Below are 17,669 nucleotides of genomic sequence, written 5' to 3'. Positions count from 1 at the left end.
GTTCGTGAGTGAAAGTCACCTGCCTTAATATCTCAAAACTGATTCTCAGGAATCACGTTTGAGATATTTGCTCTTTAAAAATCTGGATCAAGCTGAAAATTGAAACGACGCACTGTTTCCTTTCTCCGTAAACAAGAAAGGAAAATACGGTGTGTTCGAGTCTCTCAAATTTTCGCAACGCGGACTGTTTTACGAAACAGTTTCGGGTTGTGAGGTTAAGCGACTAAGCGTACACGGTGGATGCCCTGGCAGTCAGAGGCGATGAAGGACGTGCTAATCTGCGATAAGCGTCGGTAAGGTGATATGAACCGTTATAACCGGCGATTTCCGAATGGGGAAACCCAGTGTGTTTCGACACACTATCGTTAAGTGAATACATAGCTTAACGAAGCGAACCGGGGGAACTGAAACATCTAAGTACCCCGAGGAAAAGAAATCAACCGAGATTCCCCCAGTAGCGGCGAGCGAACGGGGAGGAGCCCAGAGTCTGAATCAGCGCGTGTGTTAGTGGAACGGTCTGGAAAGTCCGGCGGTACAGGGTGATAGCCCCGTACACTAAAATGCACACGTTGTGAACTCGAAGAGTAGGGCGGGACACGTGGTATCCTGTCTGAATATGGGGGGACCATCCTCCAAGGCTAAATACTCCTGACTGACCGATAGTGAACCAGTACCGTGAGGGAAAGGCGAAAAGAACCCCGGCGAGGGGAGTGAAAAAGAACCTGAAACCGTGTACGTACAAGCAGTGGGAGCCTCTTTATGGGGTGACTGCGTACCTTTTGTATAATGGGTCAGCGACTTATATTCTGTAGCAAGGTTAACCGTATAGGGGAGCCGCAGGGAAACCGAGTCTTAACTGGGCGTTAAGTTGCAGGGTATAGACCCGAAACCCGGTGATCTAGCCATGGGCAGGTTGAAGGTTGGGTAACACTAACTGGAGGACCGAACCGACTAATGTTGAAAAATTAGCGGATGACTTGTGGCTGGGGGTGAAAGGCCAATCAAACCGGGAGATAGCTGGTTCTCCCCGAAAGCTATTTAGGTAGCGCCTCGTGAACTCATCTTCGGGGGTAGAGCACTGTTTCGGCTAGGGGGTCATCCCGACTTACCAACCCGATGCAAACTACGAATACCGAAGAATGTTATCACGGGAGACACACGGCGGGTGCTAACGTCCGTCGTGAAGAGGGAAACAACCCAGACCGCCAGCTAAGGTCCCAAAGTCATGGTTAAGTGGGAAACGATGTGGGAAGGCACAGACAGCCAGGATGTTGGCTTAGAAGCAGCCATCATTTAAAGAAAGCGTAATAGCTCACTGGTCGAGTCGGCCTGCGCGGAAGATGTAACGGGGCTAAACCATGCACCGAAGCTGCGGCAGCGACACTATGTGTTGTTGGGTAGGGGAGCGTTCTGTAAGCCGTTGAAGGTGGCCTGTGAGGGTTGCTGGAGGTATCAGAAGTGCGAATGCTGACATAAGTAACGATAAAGCGGGTGAAAAGCCCGCTCGCCGGAAGACCAAGGGTTCCTGTCCAACGTTAATCGGGGCAGGGTGAGTCGACCCCTAAGGCGAGGCCGAAAGGCGTAGTCGATGGGAAACAGGTTAATATTCCTGTACTCGGTGTTACTGCGAAGGGGGGACGGAGAAGGCTATGTTAGCCGGGCGACGGTTGTCCCGGTTTAAGCATGTAGGCGGAAGGTTTAGGTAAATCCGGACCTTTTTTAACGCTGAGGTGTGATGACGAGGCACTACGGTGCTGAAGTAACAAATGCCCTGCTTCCAGGAAAAGCCTCTAAGCATCAGGTAACAACGAATCGTACCCCAAACCGACACAGGTGGTCAGGTAGAGAATACCAAGGCGCTTGAGAGAACTCGGGTGAAGGAACTAGGCAAAATGGTGCCGTAACTTCGGGAGAAGGCACGCTGATGGTAGGTGAAGTGACTTGCTCATGGAGCTGAAATCAGTCGAAGATACCAGCTGGCTGCAACTGTTTATTAAAAACACAGCACTGTGCAAACACGAAAGTGGACGTATACGGTGTGACGCCTGCCCGGTGCCGGAAGGTTAATTGATGGGGTTATCCGTAAGGAGAAGCTCTTGATCGAAGCCCCGGTAAACGGCGGCCGTAACTATAACGGTCCTAAGGTAGCGAAATTCCTTGTCGGGTAAGTTCCGACCTGCACGAATGGCGTAATGATGGCCAGGCTGTCTCCACCCGAGACTCAGTGAAATTGAACTCGCTGTGAAGATGCAGTGTACCCGCGGCAAGACGGAAAGACCCCGTGAACCTTTACTATAGCTTGACACTGAACATTGAGCCTTGATGTGTAGGATAGGTGGGAGGCTTTGAAGTGTGGACGCCAGTCTGCATGGAGCCAACCTTGAAATACCACCCTTTAATGTTTGATGTTCTAACGTAGACCCGTGATCCGGGTTGCGGACAGTGTCTGGTGGGTAGTTTGACTGGGGCGGTCTCCTCCCAAAGAGTAACGGAGGAGCACGAAGGTTAGCTAATCCTGGTCGGACATCAGGAGGTTAGTGCAATGGCATAAGCTAGCTTGACTGCGAGCGTGACGGCGCGAGCAGGTGCGAAAGCAGGTCATAGTGATCCGGTGGTTCTGAATGGAAGGGCCATCGCTCAACGGATAAAAGGTACTCCGGGGATAACAGGCTGATACCGCCCAAGAGTTCATATCGACGGCGGTGTTTGGCACCTCGATGTCGGCTCATCACATCCTGGGGCTGAAGTAGGTCCCAAGGGTATGGCTGTTCGCCATTTAAAGTGGTACGCGAGCTGGGTTTAGAACGTCGTGAGACAGTTCGGTCCCTATCTGCCGTGGGCGCTGGAGAATTGAGGGGGGCTGCTCCTAGTACGAGAGGACCGGAGTGGACGCATCACTGGTGTTCGGGTTGTCATGCCAATGGCATTGCCCGGTAGCTAAATGCGGAAAAGATAAGTGCTGAAAGCATCTAAGCACGAAACTTGCCCCGAGATGAGTTCTCCCTGACTCCTTGAGAGTCCTGAAGGAACGTTGAAGACGACGACGTTGATAGGTCGGGTGTGTAAGCGTAGCGATACGTTGAGCTAACCGATACTAATGAACCGTGAGGCTTAACCTTACAACGCCGAAGCTGTTTTGGCGAAGAGAGAAGATTTTCAGCCTGATACAGATTATATCACTGCGCAGGAATGCGGGGTGATGACAGAATTTGCCTGGCGGCGATAGCGCGGTGGTCCCACCTGACCCCATGCCGAACTCAGAAGTGAAACGCCGTAGCGCCGATGGTAGTGTGGGGTCTCCCCATGTGAGAGTAGGGAACTGCCAGGCATTAAATCAGCAAAAAGCCCATCCTGACGGATGGGCTTTTTGCGTTTTTGTCCAGATGCAAAGCGATCAGGCGCTCAGCAGCAATCTATCTGTTTGTTCATACAACATAAAAGCCTGCTGTGGCCACCACCTCACCATATTTCACTTTATCCTCGTTCATGCTTTAGCGTTAATCCCGAAAACCACACGACGAAAAAAAATGTGAGTTTAATCACATATAAATAAATAACAATTATATAACATTTAGTTTACTAATTGATTTGTCTCAGTGACGTGGCACGCCCGACAAGACAGATTGCAGTCTTTGCTGGAGCAGGATGACAATGGCAGAAAGCAGTATGAATGAACGGGGAGCGCTGGAACAAAGCGATACCCGCCGCCGCATATGGGCGATTGTAGGTGCATCTTCGGGGAATCTGGTTGAATGGTTTGATTTTTATGTCTATTCATTCTGCTCTCTCTATTTTGCCCATATCTTTTTTCCTTCCGGAAACACCACCACTCAGCTATTACAAACCGCCGGTGTGTTTGCCGCGGGTTTCCTGATGCGCCCGATTGGCGGATGGTTGTTTGGTCGTATTGCTGACCGCCGCGGACGCAAAGCCTCTATGCTCATTTCCGTATGCATGATGTGCATGGGCTCGCTGGTGATTGCCTGCCTGCCCGGCTATGCGACGATTGGCACATGGGCGCCGGCATTATTACTTCTGGCGCGCCTGTTTCAGGGGATATCCGTCGGGGGAGAGTACGGTACCAGTGCAACCTACATGAGTGAGGTCGCCGTAGAAGGCAAGAAAGGCTTCTATGCCTCATTCCAGTACGTGACCCTCATCGGTGGTCAGCTTCTGGCGGTGCTTGTGGTGGTGGCCCTACAGCAAATTCTAAGCGATGCGCAGCTGCATGCCTGGGGATGGCGGATACCGTTTGCGCTTGGGGCGGTACTTGCTGTTGTGGCCCTGTGGCTACGCCGCCAGCTGGATGAAACATCTAAGCAGGAGACGCGGGCATTAAAAGAGGCTGGCTCCTTCAAAGGATTATGGCGCAATCGTAAAGCATTTCTGATGGTCCTGGGTTTCACCGCCGCCGGGTCGTTAAGCTTTTACACCTTCACGACCTATATGCAGAAATACCTGGTCAATACGGCGGGCATGAGCGCCGGTACAGCCAGTGTGATTATGACTGCGGCACTGTTTGTCTATATGCTGGCCCAACCGTTATTTGGCGCGCTATCAGACAAAATAGGTCGCCGGACATCAATGCTCTGCTTTGGCTCATTAGCGACGCTCTTTACCGTGCCGATCTTGAGTGCGCTGCAGGGTGTAACCTCACCCTATGCCGCATTTGGATTGGTTATCTGTGCGTTGATGATCGTGAGTTTCTATACCTCGATCAGCGGTATTCTGAAGGCGGAGATGTTCCCGGCTCAGGTACGCGCTTTAGGCGTTGGCTTGTCGTATGCCGTGGCAAATGCGCTGTTTGGCGGCTCGGCGGAATACGTCGCGCTGTCGCTAAAATCGGTCGGAGTTGAACATGTCTTTTACTGGTACGTCACCGTGATGAGTGCGATTGCGTTTCTGGTATCTCTGATGCTGCATCGTAAGGGCAAGGGATTACGACTTTAGGTCTACTGGTGCGCCAGCTGCCACACGGCATAACCTGTCGTGGCGCCGGCCACATCCCACGCGAAATCCTTCCAGCTCCAGCCGCTTCCTGCCGGGCGGCTGTCCCAGAGTTCTTTCGAAGCCCCCAGACTGACGGAAAACATCAGGCCAATGGCCGCGCTTCGGTCGCGACTGTAGCCCTGATGCTGGGCGTATTCGTTACCGGCCGCTGAGAGCATCGCCGAGGCCAGAAAATGCTGGGCCTTATCCTGGCCACTCCATGAATCATGCGCCATATGGCTACAGCCGGTGAGCAGCAACGGGGCAATAATGATGAAAGTACGCATACACATTCCAGAAAAAAGCCCCGGCGATGCGGGGCAGATATTCAGAGAATACGGCTGATCAAGCGGTCGATACGGATACGCCTCAGGCGGCGAATCAGTTTGCGTACCTTGACCGGGTAATCCGCAATGCTTTGCAGATCGCGATAGTGTTTAACGACCGTCGTGTGCTGACGAATCAGATGTAGCTCTTTTTCACGCATCGCGCCGAGCTGATGCTGCGGATCGTGAATCAGAATCGCATTTTCCAGGTCCAGGCGCCAGGCGCGCGGATTGAGGTTATTACCGGTGAGCAGCATCCACTCATCATCAACCCACATTCCCTTAAGGTGATAGCTGTTGTCGTCATCTTTCCACAGACGAACGATCAGCTGGTCAGTATTAACATAATACTGCAGTCGGCTGAGGAAGCGGCGGAGGTTGATTTCATACAGATAGGGGAGGGCGCCGATAATCTTAAACGGCTGATCTTCAGGAATATAGAAGTCATTCGCTGTTTTATCGCCAACGATAATCTCTACCTGCTTCCCGCTACGCAGTAGCTGAATAATGTTACGTACCAGAAGAGCCGGAAGGTTGAAATAGGGCGTACAAATCGTCAGCTTACGCTCAGCGCAGGGCATAAGATGGAAGATAGTTTTATTCAGCAGGCTCGATTTGCCCAGACCGACCAGCGGCGTGACCGACAGCCGATCGTCATCCGCATTGCCAGAGAAATGGTAGCCGCTGTCACGCAGTTCCTGGCGATACTGGCGGATATCATTTTTGATTTCCGGGCTTTTCGGGCGAGCGGCGCTGTCGAGACGGTTTACACCGCGGCCTTCAACCAGATTGTGCTCGACCCAATCGAACATCACATCGGCCATTTTGCCATTGCGAATACACTGATAGCGGTCGTAACGATACTTATCATGCTGATGCAGATAGACATCGTTCAGGCTTGCGCCGCTGTACAGGACGCAATCATCGATAATAAAACCTTTGAAGTGCAGCACGCCGAGGGCTTCCCGGGTATTGACCGGCACGCCATAAACCGGGACATCGACGCCGGGGTTTTCCTGCGCCATGCGACAGTACCAGTCGGCATTCGTGTTAGCTGCCGCTGCGCCAATGCGTCCACGCTGGGCGCGATGCCAGTCAACCAGTACGCGAACATCTAGCTCCGGACGCTGACGCTTGGCATCGTAAAGTGCCTGCAGAATTCCTTTGCCGCCATCATCCTGCTCCAGATAGAGCGCAACAATACAAATACGCTGGGTGGCGTGGGCTATCTTTGCCAGTAACGCTTGCCGAAAATCCGCAGGAGCGTAAAAGAACTCGATATCATCAACTGACTGAGAAAGCTTAGGGAGTTGGGCAAGGTGTTGTTGATGTTTATTACGCTTAAATTTTGACAACATCACAGTGCGTTTCTTCTCTGTTTATTGAAGGGTCTTCTGTACCATGCAGACGACGTAAGCGGGCAATAATAACATTACTGTTCGCGAATGTGGTCAACAATTGCGGTCGCCAGTTTATGATTGTTGTGGTACCAGTTGCAGGGACAAACTCACAATCCCGTCCTCCAGCTGAATATCAACCGCGAACCCCAGCTTCCTGGCAAGGCCGATCATGCCTCTGTTATTGGGCATGGTGATGCCATTTAACCGCTGCAGACCGTGGCTTTGGGTGTAGGCAATCAGCTTTTCCAGCAGCCGCCGGCCTAAACCTAACCCTTTCAGATCGGATCGAACCAGTACGGCAAATTCGGCATCAATATTGTCCGGATCGGAGATAGCTCGCGTTACGCCAAGGATCTCATTGCCCTCGGCGCTTGTGCGCACGGCAACAAACGCCATTTCTCGATCGTAGTCGATCTGCGTCATATTGGCTAAGTCATCATGAGTAAATTCATTGATTTCGCTGAAATAACGATAGTACAGATCTTCTTTCGTTACCTGACCGATAAAGGCCTGAAGCAGCGGCTCATCTTCCGGCAGGATCGGGCGGAACAGACAGCGCTCGCCATTTTTCATCACCACCCACTCTTCCTGCTGCTGCGGATAAGGACGTATTGCCAGCCGGCTTTCGCTGTCGCCGCTAAACGGGGCAAGGGCCAGCGTGACGTCAAGCGCGGTGAACTCGTTACCCGAAGCGAGCAGTGGGTGAATATCCAGCCGCTGGATCTCCGGACAATCGACGATGAGATTTGATACCTGGACCAGAAGTTGGCTCAGGCCAGAGACATCCAGCGGGCGCAGCGCGCTGCGGCCACGGATCTTCTTACTTTTGATCGCCTGGATAACCAGGTAACGGGCCAGGTTCATATTTAACGGTGGAAGGGCGACGGCAGCCTGATCTTCCGCGCGCCATTCGACGCCACCTTCGCCCAGCATAATCAGCGGGCCGAACAGCGGATCGTGCTCAACGACGACCCGCAGCTCCTGCGCGCCGGCGCGGTTGGCCATGCTTTGTACCAGCAGACCGTGAATCCGTGCCTGGGGCCAGGCCATTTTCACGCGGTCGAAAATAGCATCCGCAGCCTGTTGCACTTCGGTGGCGGTACGCAAATAGAGCATCACGCCCTGAACTTCCGATTTGTGCGGAATATCCGGTGAACGCAGTTTCAGAGCCACCGGATAGCCAATTTGTTCGGCGATATGCACCGCTTCGGCGCTGTCGGCGGCAATCCATGTCGGTAAGGTGTGGATCCCGTAAGCGTGCAATACCGGACTTACTTCATGGGTGTCTAACGAACGGGCGCCTTCGCGAATCGCTTGTTGCAACAACATATGGGCTTCTGCGGTATTGGCGGTCACCGTATCCGACAGAACCGGCGTCTCCCGGAGCTGTTTTTGGTTACGTCGGTACTCCACCATGTGCATAAAAGCGGTAATGGTTCCTTCCGGCGTGCGGTAGGTTGGCAAGCCTGCATCGCTGAACAGGCGGCGGGCTTCCTGAGAAGAGTATTCGCCACACCAGTTCGTTAGTACCGTGACATATTTACCGCGCGGATGGTTTTTCAGCGCGTCGATCAGGGCGAGGGCGCTTTCGGTTCCCGGTGCGGCGGCGCTGGGGGAATGAATCACCAGCAGGGCGTCGTAATCCTGGCTATCCAGCAGAACGTTCAGCGCCTTGAGATAGTGTTCGCTGCTGGCATCGTCACGGAGATCCAGCGGGTTAGCGATGCCGATACCGCCCGGCAGCGCCTGGCGTAGTTTTTCACAGGTCTCTTCGCTGAGAGTGGCAAGCTTGCCGTTTCGTAGCCACAGTTCGTCCAGCGCCAGCGCCGCAGGGGCGGCACCGTTGCTGATGATCATCAGTTTCTCACCGCGTAGCGGGCGCATATGGCTGAGGGTTTCAACCGCAGAGAACAGCTCATGAGTATCCTGCACGCGCAGTAAGCCCGCCCGTTGAATCGCGGCGTCCCAGGCCGGATCCATACCCGAATTGACATGGAGCAGCTTTTGCGCGGCGGGACTGCGGCCGCTTTTGATCACCAGGATCGGCTTATTACGCGATGCGCTGCGCGCCGCGGACACGAAGCGTCGGGCGTCGCTCAGATGCTCAAGGTAGAGCAGAATGGCGCTGGTTTTACTGTCGCGAGCAAGGAAGTCGAGGAGGTCGTCGACATCAATGTCCAGGCTATCCCCAAGCGCAATAAAGTACGAGAAGCCCATCTCGCGCTGCTGCGCCCAGTCAAGAATGGTATTTGAAACCGCTGCAGACTGGGAGATAAATGCCAGCTTGCCGCGATGAATCGGTACCGGCGAAAAGCTGGCATTCAGTCCCTGCCAGGGGGCAAGCAGGCCCAGGCTGTTGGGGCCAAGCAGGCGCATTTGATAGCGTGCGGCGCATTCGAGTAGTACGGGATATTGTTCCGGCGGGGCGGAGAGAATAATGCAGGTCTTGCACCCCTTTTGCCCCAGCGCGTCCAGCAGCTCGGGATTTCGCCGGGCGTTGGTACAGAGCACGGCCAGATCCGGGGTGAATGGCAGGCTATCGATAGTCGGCCAGGCCAGCACGCCCAGAACGGCTTTCCAGGCCGGGGTGACGGGCAGGACCGGGCCGTTGAACCCCCCGGCCAGCAGGTTACGCATCATCAGATAACCGGCGCGCTGTGGTTTCATTGATGCGCCAATAACGGCGATCGACTTCGGCCGCAGCAGTGCTTCCAGGCCTCGTTGGCTCATACCGGTCTCCTTTGATCCCCAGTGACCGAATGATTTTAAACGCTTTCTGCCATTTGTGCTGTGATGCTGCCCTTATGCTGCGTTTTTCCCGCCAGATAGCGGGTGCGGAACAGGCTAAAGTGGTCCCCGAGCGCGCGCGCGGCCATGCGGTCTTCTGCAAGGTCGAGCAGCGCAATGGCGACTTCGGCGGTGCAGTACTGCCCCTGCGCATGGGCTTCTCTCAGGTGATAGGCGGAGATGCGTGACAGATCGACGGAGATAACCGGAAGCGCATCCAGATACGGGCTTTTGCGAAACATTTTGCGCGCTTCCGTCCAGGTTCCATCGAGCATGATAAATAGCGGTGGTTTCCCCGCCGGTGGGATGCTCAGCACCTGGCGTTCCGCACCTGCATACGAGGCCGGGAAGACCACCATGGGCTGGTAATCCGGGTTGGCGACCAGATCGAGTAACGCCTGCGGCGGCTCGGTTCGCGACCATTGAAAGGCTTCGGTGTCCGGCAAGATATCCGCGATTAGCCGACCGGTATTGCTGGGCTTCATCGGCTCGGTATCAAACATCACCAGGCAGAAACGGCTGGTAGCCTGTGCAGGCTTCAGGGTCGCGCACAGGCACTGCTTCAGCGGTAACAGACAGCGTTGGCAGCGATGGACTCGGTTACCACGCGCGAGAAAAGGCCGGGTCGCGCGAGCGAGGCGTTCGGCACGAAGGCGAAGGACGGCGTTATCAATCATAAAGGGTCGCTAAGAAAAAACGCCATTGTCGCAGAGGTGAAAAAGGGGCACAAGCTGTGCCCCGGTAGGTTTACTGCGCGTTGGCCTCATTGAGCCAGCTGTCGAACGGTGCTTTTGGTACCGCGCCGTTAAGCATGTCGATGACTTCGCCTTTTTTAAACATCATAATGGTTGGAATGCTGCGGATGCGGAAACGCGCGCTCAGCTCGCGTTCTGCTTCGGTGTTCACTTTTACGAAGCGCATCTTGCCGCTGCGTTCTTCCGCGACGTCTTCAAAGATCGGCGCAAAATTACGACAAGGACCGCACCATGGCGCCCAGAAATCGACAACAACGGGCAGATCGTCCTTCAGTAGTTTATCCAGCGTTGCCCCGGTCGCGTTGATGACGTCGCCGTCAAAAAGATCGTGGCCGCAGCGTCCGCATTTAGCGCCATCGGCACTACGATCGTCGGGGATGCGGTTCAGAGCCTGACAACTGGCACAAACGGTATTCATAACTAACCTCTGGTTATGGGTTGCAGCGTGGCACGTGGCCGATTTGTTTCTTTAATGTTACATATTATCGACTAGCAGCTATTAAACAACAATGCGTTTTGTTCGATGAATACGATAGACCCTATCTTTTAAACGAAATCATGGCGCAGCGGTGACACATCGGGTAATCTTCGCGCTTCGCGCAGCGCAGGTGGAGAAAATTGATGAGCGACGAACTGAAAAATAAAAGCGGCAAGGTCAAAGTGATGTATGTCCGCAGTGATGATGATTCTGACAGACGCACCCATAACCCGCGTACCGGGAAAGGGGGAGGGCGCCCAGGAAAATCTCGTGTTGACGGCCGTAGCCGCCCTGCCCGCGACGAACGTAACAGCCGCGGTGATGACCGCAAACGTGACGATCGTAAACGCGATGATTTCGATCGTGATAGCTCTTCTCCGTGGCGTACCGTCTCGCGTGCACCAAACGATGATGCGGCGGTGAAGCCGGATCACGGCGGGATCAGCGGTAAAAGCTTTATCGATCCGGAAGTATTACGTCGTCAGCGCGCGGAAGAGACCCGCGTTTACGGTGAGAATGCTTGTCAGGCGCTGTTCCAGAGCCGTCCGGAAGCGATTGTTCGCGCCTGGTTTGCCCAGAGCGTCACCCCACGTTTCAAAGAAGCGCTGCGCTGGATGGCGGCGAACCGCAAAGCCTATCACGTGGTTGATGAAGCTGAGCTGGCAAAAGCCTCCGGCACTGAACACCACGGCGGCGTTTGCTTCCTGATTAAGAAACGTAACGGTACCTCGGTGGCTCAGTGGGTCGCCAAAGCCGATGCCGAAGATTGCGTTCTGGCACTGGAAGATGTCGGTAACCCGCACAACCTCGGCGCGATCATGCGTAGCTGTGCGCATTTTGGTGTGAAGGGTGTAGTGGTGCAGGATGCCGGCATGCTGGAATCTGGCGCGGCAATCCGTACTGCAGAAGGTGGTGCAGAACACGTCGAACCGATCACCGGCGACAGCTTTATCGACACTCTGGAGCAGTTCCGCAAAGCGGGCTACGCCATTGTTTCGACCTCCAGCCACAACGGTACGCCGTTGCATAAGGCTGAGCTGCCGAAGAAAATGGTGTTGGCATTAGGTCAGGAGCGTGATGGCCTGTCTGATGCGGCGATCTCCAGTGCCGATCTTAACGTTGCCATTGAAGGTACCGGCAATGTAGAAAGCCTGAACGTCTCCGTGGCGACCGGCGTATTGCTGGCCGAGTGGTGGCGTCAGAACAAGGCCTGATGGCCGGGTTCAGCTGAAAAAATGCCAGCGCTACGCTGGCATTTTTGTTGCTGCGAAAGGCGAAGGCTAGGCATCCCCGGCCGGTAATACCGGCATCCAGTCAATGGGAGACTCGCCGCGCTCGGCCAGCCACTGATTAGTCTGGACGAAGTGATTACTACCAAAGAAGCCGCGATGGGCGGAAAGCGGCGAAGGATGCGGTGCTTTCAGCACGCAATGACGTTGCCTGTCGATAATCGCCCCTTTTTTCTGGGCATGGGCGCCCCACAGTAAAAACACCACCCCTTCCCGATGTTCGTTGATCAATGAAATGACCTTATCGGTAAAGGTTTCCCAGCCAAGGCTGGCATGCGAATGGGCCTGACCCGCCCGCACCGTCAGGACCGTATTGAGCAGCAGCACCCCCTGTCGCGCCCAGCTCTCCAGGTAACCGTGCGTCGGACGGCTGAATCCCGGGATCGTCCCTTCCAGTTCTTTATACATATTTAACAGCGATGGCGGCGTCTGAACTCCCGGAAGCACGGAGAAGGCCAGGCCGTGGGCCTGTCCGGGGCCGTGATAAGGGTCTTGCCCAAGAATAACCACTTTGACATCGCCAAGTTCGGTATAACGAAAGGCATTGAAGACATCTTTTTGCGGCGGATAAATCGTCATGCCCGACTGGCGCTCTTCGGCGACAGTTTTGAGGGTATTCACAAAATAGGGCTGCTGCTTCTCTTCCGCCAGCACGTCGTGCCAGGTCAATGGGGTGGTCATCTTGCTCTCCTGCAAAGTGTCATCGCTATAGCTTAACTGCTTCTTTCTGCATAACAAAATCCACGGTGTCTGACTGACGTTTTGTATGCAAAAAAAATTGAAAATTTACAAAAATATTTTGCATTGGCTCTGGCGTAACTTGATGTAAAACAATAATATCCTCCTATACCCATTTTTATTGCGTGGTTTTTATTGATTTAAGTCAATGAATGCCGGTTGTTTGGCTGATATACATACACTCAGACAACAATGGTTTTACCAATTGGCCGGGAACGGGCCAAGAAAACGAATAAATATTGCCTAAGGGAGGCATCAAATGATTACTGGTATCCAAATTACTAAAGCTGCAAACGACGACCTGCTGAACTCTTTCTGGCTGCTGGACAGCGAAAAAGGCGAAGCCCGCTGCCTGTGCGCCAAAGGGGGTTTTGCTGAAGATGACGTGGTTGCGGTCAATAAACTGGGTGAAATCGAATACCGCGAAATTCCGCTCGATGTGAAACCGGAAGTCCGCGTAGAAGGTGGTCAGCACCTGAACGTTAACGTGCTGCGTCGCGAAACGCTGCTGGATGCGGTTGAACATCCGGAAAAATACCCGCAGCTGACTATTCGTGTCTCCGGCTACGCGGTGCGCTTTAACTCCCTGACACCAGAACAGCAGCGCGACGTTATCGCCCGTACCTTTACTGAAAGCCTGTAAGTCGACGCTTAAATATAAAAACGCCGGGATATCCCGGCGTTTTTTTTGTTACTGCTGATTTTCACCCGCGCTACCGCTTGGTTTACGGCGCTTGCCAATATTTTTGGCATCGCGGTGACGTTTCTTCACTCGCGGTTTCTCTTTATCTTTCTCTTTTTTCTGCTCGGCGCGTTTAGCCAGTACCTTTTTGGACGGCTTACCGGTCAGCTTCTCGCTCGGTGCACGGGTTGTCGGGCGCAGTTCATCAATAACGCGCGCTTTGAGCGGCTCGTCGATATAGCGGCCAATTTTACCCAACAGCAGATGGTCATGGGCTTCAACCAGAGAAATGGCAACGCCTTTTTTCCCCGCGCGGCCGGTGCGTCCGATACGATGCAGATAGGTATCAGCCGTGCGCGGCATGTCGAAGTTGAAAACATGGCTAACGTCCGGAATATCTATCCCGCGGGCAGCGACGTCGGTGGCAATCAGCACATTCATACGGCCGTCGGTCATACGTTTGATTGCTTCGTTACGTTTTGCCTGCACCATTTCGCCTTCCAGCCAGCAGGTATTGATTCCCGCTTCGCGCAGCCAGGATGCCAGTTCATGAACGCGCTCGCGCTTACGCACAAAGACGATAGAGCGGGTCGCATCCGGCTGTTTCAGCAGGTTAACCAGTAGCGCGGTTTTATGCTTAATGTCATCGGCGCGATAGTACCACTGGTGAATTTTCTTACGTTCGCGCGTGGAGGGACTGGCGGAAACTTCAACGGGCTCTTCCAGCAGGCGTTCGGCAAAGTCTTTAATCGCATCGCCTTCGAGGGTCGCGGAAAACAGCATGGTCTGCTTACGCCAGCGGGTTTCACCGGCAATGTGCTCGATATCCTGAGCGAAGCCCATGTCCAGCATACGGTCCGCTTCATCGAGGATCAGCGTTTCGACCGCCCGGCAGTCGAAGTTTTCTTCTTTAATATATTGCAGCAGTCGGCCGGTGGTGGCGACCACGATATCCTGGTTCTCGCTGAAGACTTCCGCGTGGTTCATGTATGCGACGCCGCCGGTGATGGTGGCAATGTCCAGATGCGTGTGTGCGGCCAGCTCACGGGCATGGTCGGCAACCTGCATCGCCAGCTCACGGGTCGGCGTCAGGATAAGAATACGCGGCGGCCCCGACTTCTTACGCGGGAAATCAAGCAGGTGCTGCAACGCTGGCAGCAGATACGCCGCTGTTTTACCGGTACCTGTCGGGGCTGAACCGAGAATATCACGGCCATCAAGCGCAGGCGGAATAGCGGCGGCCTGAATGGCTGTCGGGCGTGTGAAACCTTTTTCCTGGAGGGCTTCCAGAAGGTTTTCGTCGAGTTCAAGTTCGGAAAAAGTCGTTACAGTCATGATCTACCTCTGAGTGGACCGACGATTATAGACGTTACGGGCGTAATGTTCATCTGTTTGTAAGGCTATCTGTTCTCCGGTATTGTGCATAGCTTCAGTCTCAGGAGTTTTTGTTCGCAAGGTTATTCAGGATGTCTCAGTCGAAGTTTGCGCTGCCGCGCAATGGTTTTACGTTTAAACAGTTCTTTGTTGCCCACGACCGCTGTGCGATGAAAGTGGGCACCGACGGCATTCTGCTTGGCGCGTGGGCGCCGATTGCGCAAGTAAAACACGTGCTGGATATCGGGACCGGTAGCGGTTTGCTGGCTTTAATGCTGGCTCAGCGAACCGACGATCGGGTCATGCTGGATGCGGTCGAACTCGATGAAGAGGCCGCGGCGCAGGCGCGCGAAAACGTGGCAACCTCCCCGTGGGGGGCGCGGATCCAGGTGCATCTGGGGGATATTCAACGGTGGCAACCTGCGCAAACCCGACGTTATGAACTGATTGTCAGCAACCCGCCTTTTTTTGCAGAAGGTGTGCCCTGCGCAACATCGCAGCGCGAACAGGCGCGATATACGACGACGCTCGATCACGTCACGCTCTTAACCTGCGCCGCAGAGTTGATTACCGAAGAGGGCTTTTTCTGCGTGGTGTTACCGGTGGATATTGGCAATACGTTTGTTCAACGTGCCCAAACCATGGGCTGGCATCTGCGTTTACGCACCGATGTCGCGGAGACGGAAATGCGCCCGCCGCACCGCGTACTGCTGGCTTTCTCGCCGACCGAGGGGGAGTGTTTCAGCGATCGGCTGATTGTCCGTGGGCCTGAGCAGCAATACTCCGAAGGGTTTACTGCCCTGACCCAGGATTTTTACCTCTTTATGTGAGCCAGAGGTGACAGAATTGACGGGCCGCTATCCGCAAGTTGTTCCGGGTAATCCAGGGTATAGTGTAGCCCGCGGCTCTCTTTACGTTGCATGGCGCAGCGCACGATCAGTTCGGCCACCTGTACCAGATTGCGCAACTCCAGCAAATTGTTCGACACGCGGAAGCGGGCGTAATATTCGTCGAGCTCCTGCTGCAACATGGTGATTCGTCGTAGCGCACGCTCCAGCCGACGGGTGGTGCGGACAATCCCCACATAGTCCCACATCAACAGTCTCAACTCGTGCCAGTTATGTTGAATCACCACCAGTTCATCGGGGATCTCAACCTGACTTTCATCCCAGGACGGCAGGCCGTTAACCGGTTGGGCCAGCGGCATGCGCTGGAGAATATCCTCGGCGGCGGACCAGCCGTAGACCAGGCATTCGAGCAGCGAATTTGACGCCATGCGGTTAGCCCCGTGCAGCCCGGTATAGCTCACTTCGCCAATTGCATACAGCCCGTCAACATCGGTACGTCCGTTGTCATCAACCATTACGCCGCCGCAGGTATAGTGGGCGGCGGGGACAATCGGCACAGGCTCTTTTGTCAAATCGATACCCAGGCCGAGCAGTTTTTCGTAGATCATCGGGAAATGCTGACGGATAAAGGCTTCAGGCTTATGGCTGATGTCGAGATACATACAATCGACGCCGAGGCGTTTCATCTCATGGTCAATCGCACGAGCGACGATATCGCGTGGGGCCAGCTCGCCACGTTCGTCAAAATCGGGCATAAACCGGGTACCGTCCGGACGTTTCAGGTATGCGCCTTCGCCGCGTAATGCTTCGGTTAACAGGAAATTGCGCGCCTGTGGATGGTACAAGGCGGTGGGGTGAAACTGGTTGAATTCGAGGTTGGCCACGCGACAGCCGGCGCGCCAGGCCATAGCAATACCATCGCCGGAGGAGACATCCGGATTGGTGGTGTACTGATAGACTTTCGCCGCCCCGCCGGTGGCCAGCACCACGGATTTCGCGCTGCAGGTCTCAACCTTTTCTTTATTCCGGTTCCAGATCCAGGCGCCAACCACACGCCGTGTCCCCGGCAGGCCGATTTTATCGGAAATGATCAAATCGACGGCGTTACTCCGCTCCAGAATACGAATATTCGGGTGCGCAAGCGCCTTGCCAACCAGCGTCGTTTCCACCGCTTTACCGGTGGCATCGGCAGCGTGGAGGATACGGCGATGGCTATGGCCGCCTTCACGGGTCAGGTGGTAGCTCTGTTCGCCGTTGGCCTGGGTCTGAGTATCAAACAGCACACCCTGGTCGATAAGCCATTGCACGCAAGGTCTGGCGTTGCTGGCGACGAAAGAGACAGCATGGCGATCGCACAGGCCGGCCCCGGCGATGAGCGTATCTTCAACGTGAGATTCCACGCTGTCGGTTTCATCAAAAACGGCGGCAATACCGCCCTGCGCGTAGAGCGTTGAACCTTCGCTGACGGGGCCTTTGCTCAGTACGGCGACGGAGCAGTGCTCCGCCAGACGTAGCGCAAGGGATAAACCGGCAGCGCCGCTGCCGATAATCAGCACATCACAGGAGAAGTCAGGAGTCGTATTCATTGTCTTTGTTTAATTTACTAAACACATTTTTGCCACAATAGCACCAGGTTGTGATAAATCGTACATTTTTTTTACTTGTCGTTGTGGAAACTAAACATAAGCGGCTGGGACGGAGCAGGGTAAACGAAAGAAAATATTTGCGAAGCAGATCGTTAGCTTCAGATTTTATAGTGAAATAAAAGCGATGTTACGTTACCCTTCTGGCGGACCTTACGCTTTTTCTTCATCATCTTACCTGGCGTTGAGTTGCGGGACATATAATGAGAGATAACAAATCGTCCGCCGTTGCCAGACAAAAATCAAAGGCGTAACGGAACTTTATTGTTTTCAGACACTCCAATCGTCTGCTTGCTCATATTGCAGTGATTGGGTAGTGCTTTGAAGACGCATGGGAATTGGGTTTGGGGAGACATTACC

Annotated in this window: 12 protein-coding genes and 2 rRNA genes; 6 read left to right on the top strand and 8 right to left on the bottom strand. The window is 54.3% G+C overall.

The features are described 5' to 3' along the window. The first annotated feature begins 213 nt into the window (after positions 1 to 213). The 3 genes from MC50_RS02060 (at position 214) to MC50_RS02050 (ending at position 4,950) form a co-directional block, all read left to right on the top strand. Positions 214 to 3,119, top strand: a 23S ribosomal RNA gene (locus MC50_RS02060). Between the two features lie 93 nt (positions 3,120 to 3,212). Then, positions 3,213 to 3,328, top strand: a 5S ribosomal RNA gene (gene rrf / locus MC50_RS02055). 323 nt (positions 3,329 to 3,651) lie between these two features. After that, on the top strand, positions 3,652 to 4,950 hold the full coding sequence (locus MC50_RS02050) for an MFS transporter (protein ID WP_032695568.1): 1,299 nt from the start codon (positions 3,652 to 3,654) through the stop codon (positions 4,948 to 4,950). 2 nt (positions 4,951 to 4,952) lie between these two features. Here the strand turns inward: MC50_RS02050 and MC50_RS02045 are convergent, their stop codons facing one another. The 5 genes from MC50_RS02045 to trxC all read right to left on the bottom strand — a co-directional run bounded on the left by MC50_RS02045 (position 4,953) and on the right by trxC (position 10,675). Continuing rightward, entirely contained in the window at positions 4,953 to 5,276 is a 324-nt protein-coding gene (locus MC50_RS02045; protein WP_032686456.1) for a YfiM family lipoprotein, read from the bottom strand. Positions 5,277 to 5,317: 41 nt separating this feature from the next. Further along, positions 5,318 to 6,673 carry a CDP-diacylglycerol--serine O-phosphatidyltransferase gene (pssA, locus tag MC50_RS02040; protein ID WP_032686457.1) on the bottom strand — a complete coding sequence of 452 codons (1,356 nt, stop codon included), beginning with the start codon at positions 6,671 to 6,673 and terminating at the stop codon, positions 5,318 to 5,320. Between the two features lie 114 nt (positions 6,674 to 6,787). Then, on the bottom strand, positions 6,788 to 9,445 hold the full coding sequence (locus MC50_RS02035) for a bifunctional acetate--CoA ligase family protein/GNAT family N-acetyltransferase (RefSeq protein WP_032686458.1): 2,658 nt from the start codon (positions 9,443 to 9,445) through the stop codon (positions 6,788 to 6,790). A gap of 35 nt (positions 9,446 to 9,480) precedes the next feature. Beyond that, on the bottom strand, positions 9,481 to 10,179 hold the full coding sequence (gene tapT / locus MC50_RS02030; RefSeq protein ID WP_032686459.1) for a tRNA-uridine aminocarboxypropyltransferase: 699 nt from the start codon (positions 10,177 to 10,179) through the stop codon (positions 9,481 to 9,483). Between the two features lie 70 nt (positions 10,180 to 10,249). Beyond that, on the bottom strand, positions 10,250 to 10,675 hold the full coding sequence (gene trxC / locus MC50_RS02025; protein ID WP_032686460.1) for a thioredoxin TrxC: 426 nt from the start codon (positions 10,673 to 10,675) through the stop codon (positions 10,250 to 10,252). A gap of 203 nt (positions 10,676 to 10,878) precedes the next feature. On the opposite strand from trxC, the gene MC50_RS02020 reads away from it, so the two are divergent. Beyond that, positions 10,879 to 11,949 carry a tRNA/rRNA methyltransferase gene (locus MC50_RS02020; protein WP_047663387.1) on the top strand — a complete coding sequence of 357 codons (1,071 nt, stop codon included), beginning with the start codon at positions 10,879 to 10,881 and terminating at the stop codon, positions 11,947 to 11,949. 66 nt (positions 11,950 to 12,015) lie between these two features. Here the strand turns inward: MC50_RS02020 and ung are convergent, their stop codons facing one another. After that, positions 12,016 to 12,705 carry a uracil-DNA glycosylase gene (gene ung, locus MC50_RS02015; protein ID WP_032686462.1) on the bottom strand — a complete coding sequence of 230 codons (690 nt, stop codon included), beginning with the start codon at positions 12,703 to 12,705 and terminating at the stop codon, positions 12,016 to 12,018. A 316-nt stretch (positions 12,706 to 13,021) separates the two neighbouring features. Here ung and grcA point away from each other — a divergent pair, with 316 nt between their 5' ends. Then, positions 13,022 to 13,405, top strand: coding sequence for an autonomous glycyl radical cofactor GrcA (gene grcA, locus MC50_RS02010; RefSeq protein ID WP_004866471.1), 384 nt, complete (start codon positions 13,022 to 13,024; stop codon positions 13,403 to 13,405). A gap of 48 nt (positions 13,406 to 13,453) precedes the next feature. Here grcA and srmB read toward each other — a convergent pair whose 3' ends face one another. Next, the gene (gene srmB, locus MC50_RS02005) at positions 13,454 to 14,779 is read right to left on the bottom strand and encodes an ATP-dependent RNA helicase SrmB (RefSeq protein WP_004866469.1); all 1,326 of its coding nucleotides are present in this window, start codon (positions 14,777 to 14,779) and stop codon (positions 13,454 to 13,456) included. 131 nt (positions 14,780 to 14,910) lie between these two features. Here srmB and trmN point away from each other — a divergent pair, with 131 nt between their 5' ends. Beyond that, positions 14,911 to 15,648: a tRNA(1)(Val) (adenine(37)-N(6))-methyltransferase TrmN gene (gene trmN, locus MC50_RS02000; protein ID WP_047663386.1), complete on the top strand. Its 738-nt coding sequence runs from the start codon at positions 14,911 to 14,913 to the stop codon at positions 15,646 to 15,648. Here the strand turns inward: trmN and nadB are convergent. Then, positions 15,633 to 17,252, bottom strand: a complete 1,620-nt coding sequence (nadB, locus tag MC50_RS01995) for an L-aspartate oxidase (RefSeq protein WP_032686464.1) — start codon at positions 17,250 to 17,252, stop codon at positions 15,633 to 15,635. The two genes, trmN and nadB, sit on opposite strands and share 16 nt — an antisense overlap. Positions 17,253 to 17,669: the final 417 nt, after the last annotated feature.

The sequence above is a fragment of the Klebsiella planticola genome (genome assembly GCF_000783935.2).
GTDB lineage: Bacteria > Pseudomonadota > Gammaproteobacteria > Enterobacterales > Enterobacteriaceae > Klebsiella > Klebsiella planticola.
Note: the sequence above shows the minus strand (reverse complement) of the source record. Positions and strands in the feature narration are given on the sequence as shown.

Excerpts from the sequence above, each read along its gene's own strand:
- MC50_RS02050 (WP_032695568.1), top strand. The coding sequence starts at position 3,652 with ATGGCAGAAAGCAGTATGAATGAACGGGGAGCGCTGGAACAAAGCGAT.
- MC50_RS02045 (WP_032686456.1), bottom strand. The coding sequence starts at position 5,276 with ATGCGTACTTTCATCATTATTGCCCCGTTGCTGCTCACCGGCTGTAGC.
- pssA (WP_032686457.1), bottom strand. The coding sequence starts at position 6,673 with ATGTTGTCAAAATTTAAGCGTAATAAACATCAACAACACCTTGCCCAA.
- MC50_RS02035 (WP_032686458.1), bottom strand. The coding sequence starts at position 9,445 with ATGAGCCAACGAGGCCTGGAAGCACTGCTGCGGCCGAAGTCGATCGCC.
- tapT (WP_032686459.1), bottom strand. The coding sequence starts at position 10,179 with ATGATTGATAACGCCGTCCTTCGCCTTCGTGCCGAACGCCTCGCTCGC.
- trxC (WP_032686460.1), bottom strand. The coding sequence starts at position 10,675 with ATGAATACCGTTTGTGCCAGTTGTCAGGCTCTGAACCGCATCCCCGAC.
- MC50_RS02020 (WP_047663387.1), top strand. The coding sequence starts at position 10,879 with ATGAGCGACGAACTGAAAAATAAAAGCGGCAAGGTCAAAGTGATGTAT.
- ung (WP_032686462.1), bottom strand. The coding sequence starts at position 12,705 with ATGACCACCCCATTGACCTGGCACGACGTGCTGGCGGAAGAGAAGCAG.
- grcA (WP_004866471.1), top strand. The coding sequence starts at position 13,022 with ATGATTACTGGTATCCAAATTACTAAAGCTGCAAACGACGACCTGCTG.
- srmB (WP_004866469.1), bottom strand. The coding sequence starts at position 14,779 with ATGACTGTAACGACTTTTTCCGAACTTGAACTCGACGAAAACCTTCTG.
- trmN (WP_047663386.1), top strand. The coding sequence starts at position 14,911 with ATGTCTCAGTCGAAGTTTGCGCTGCCGCGCAATGGTTTTACGTTTAAA.
- nadB (WP_032686464.1), bottom strand. The coding sequence starts at position 17,252 with ATGAATACGACTCCTGACTTCTCCTGTGATGTGCTGATTATCGGCAGC.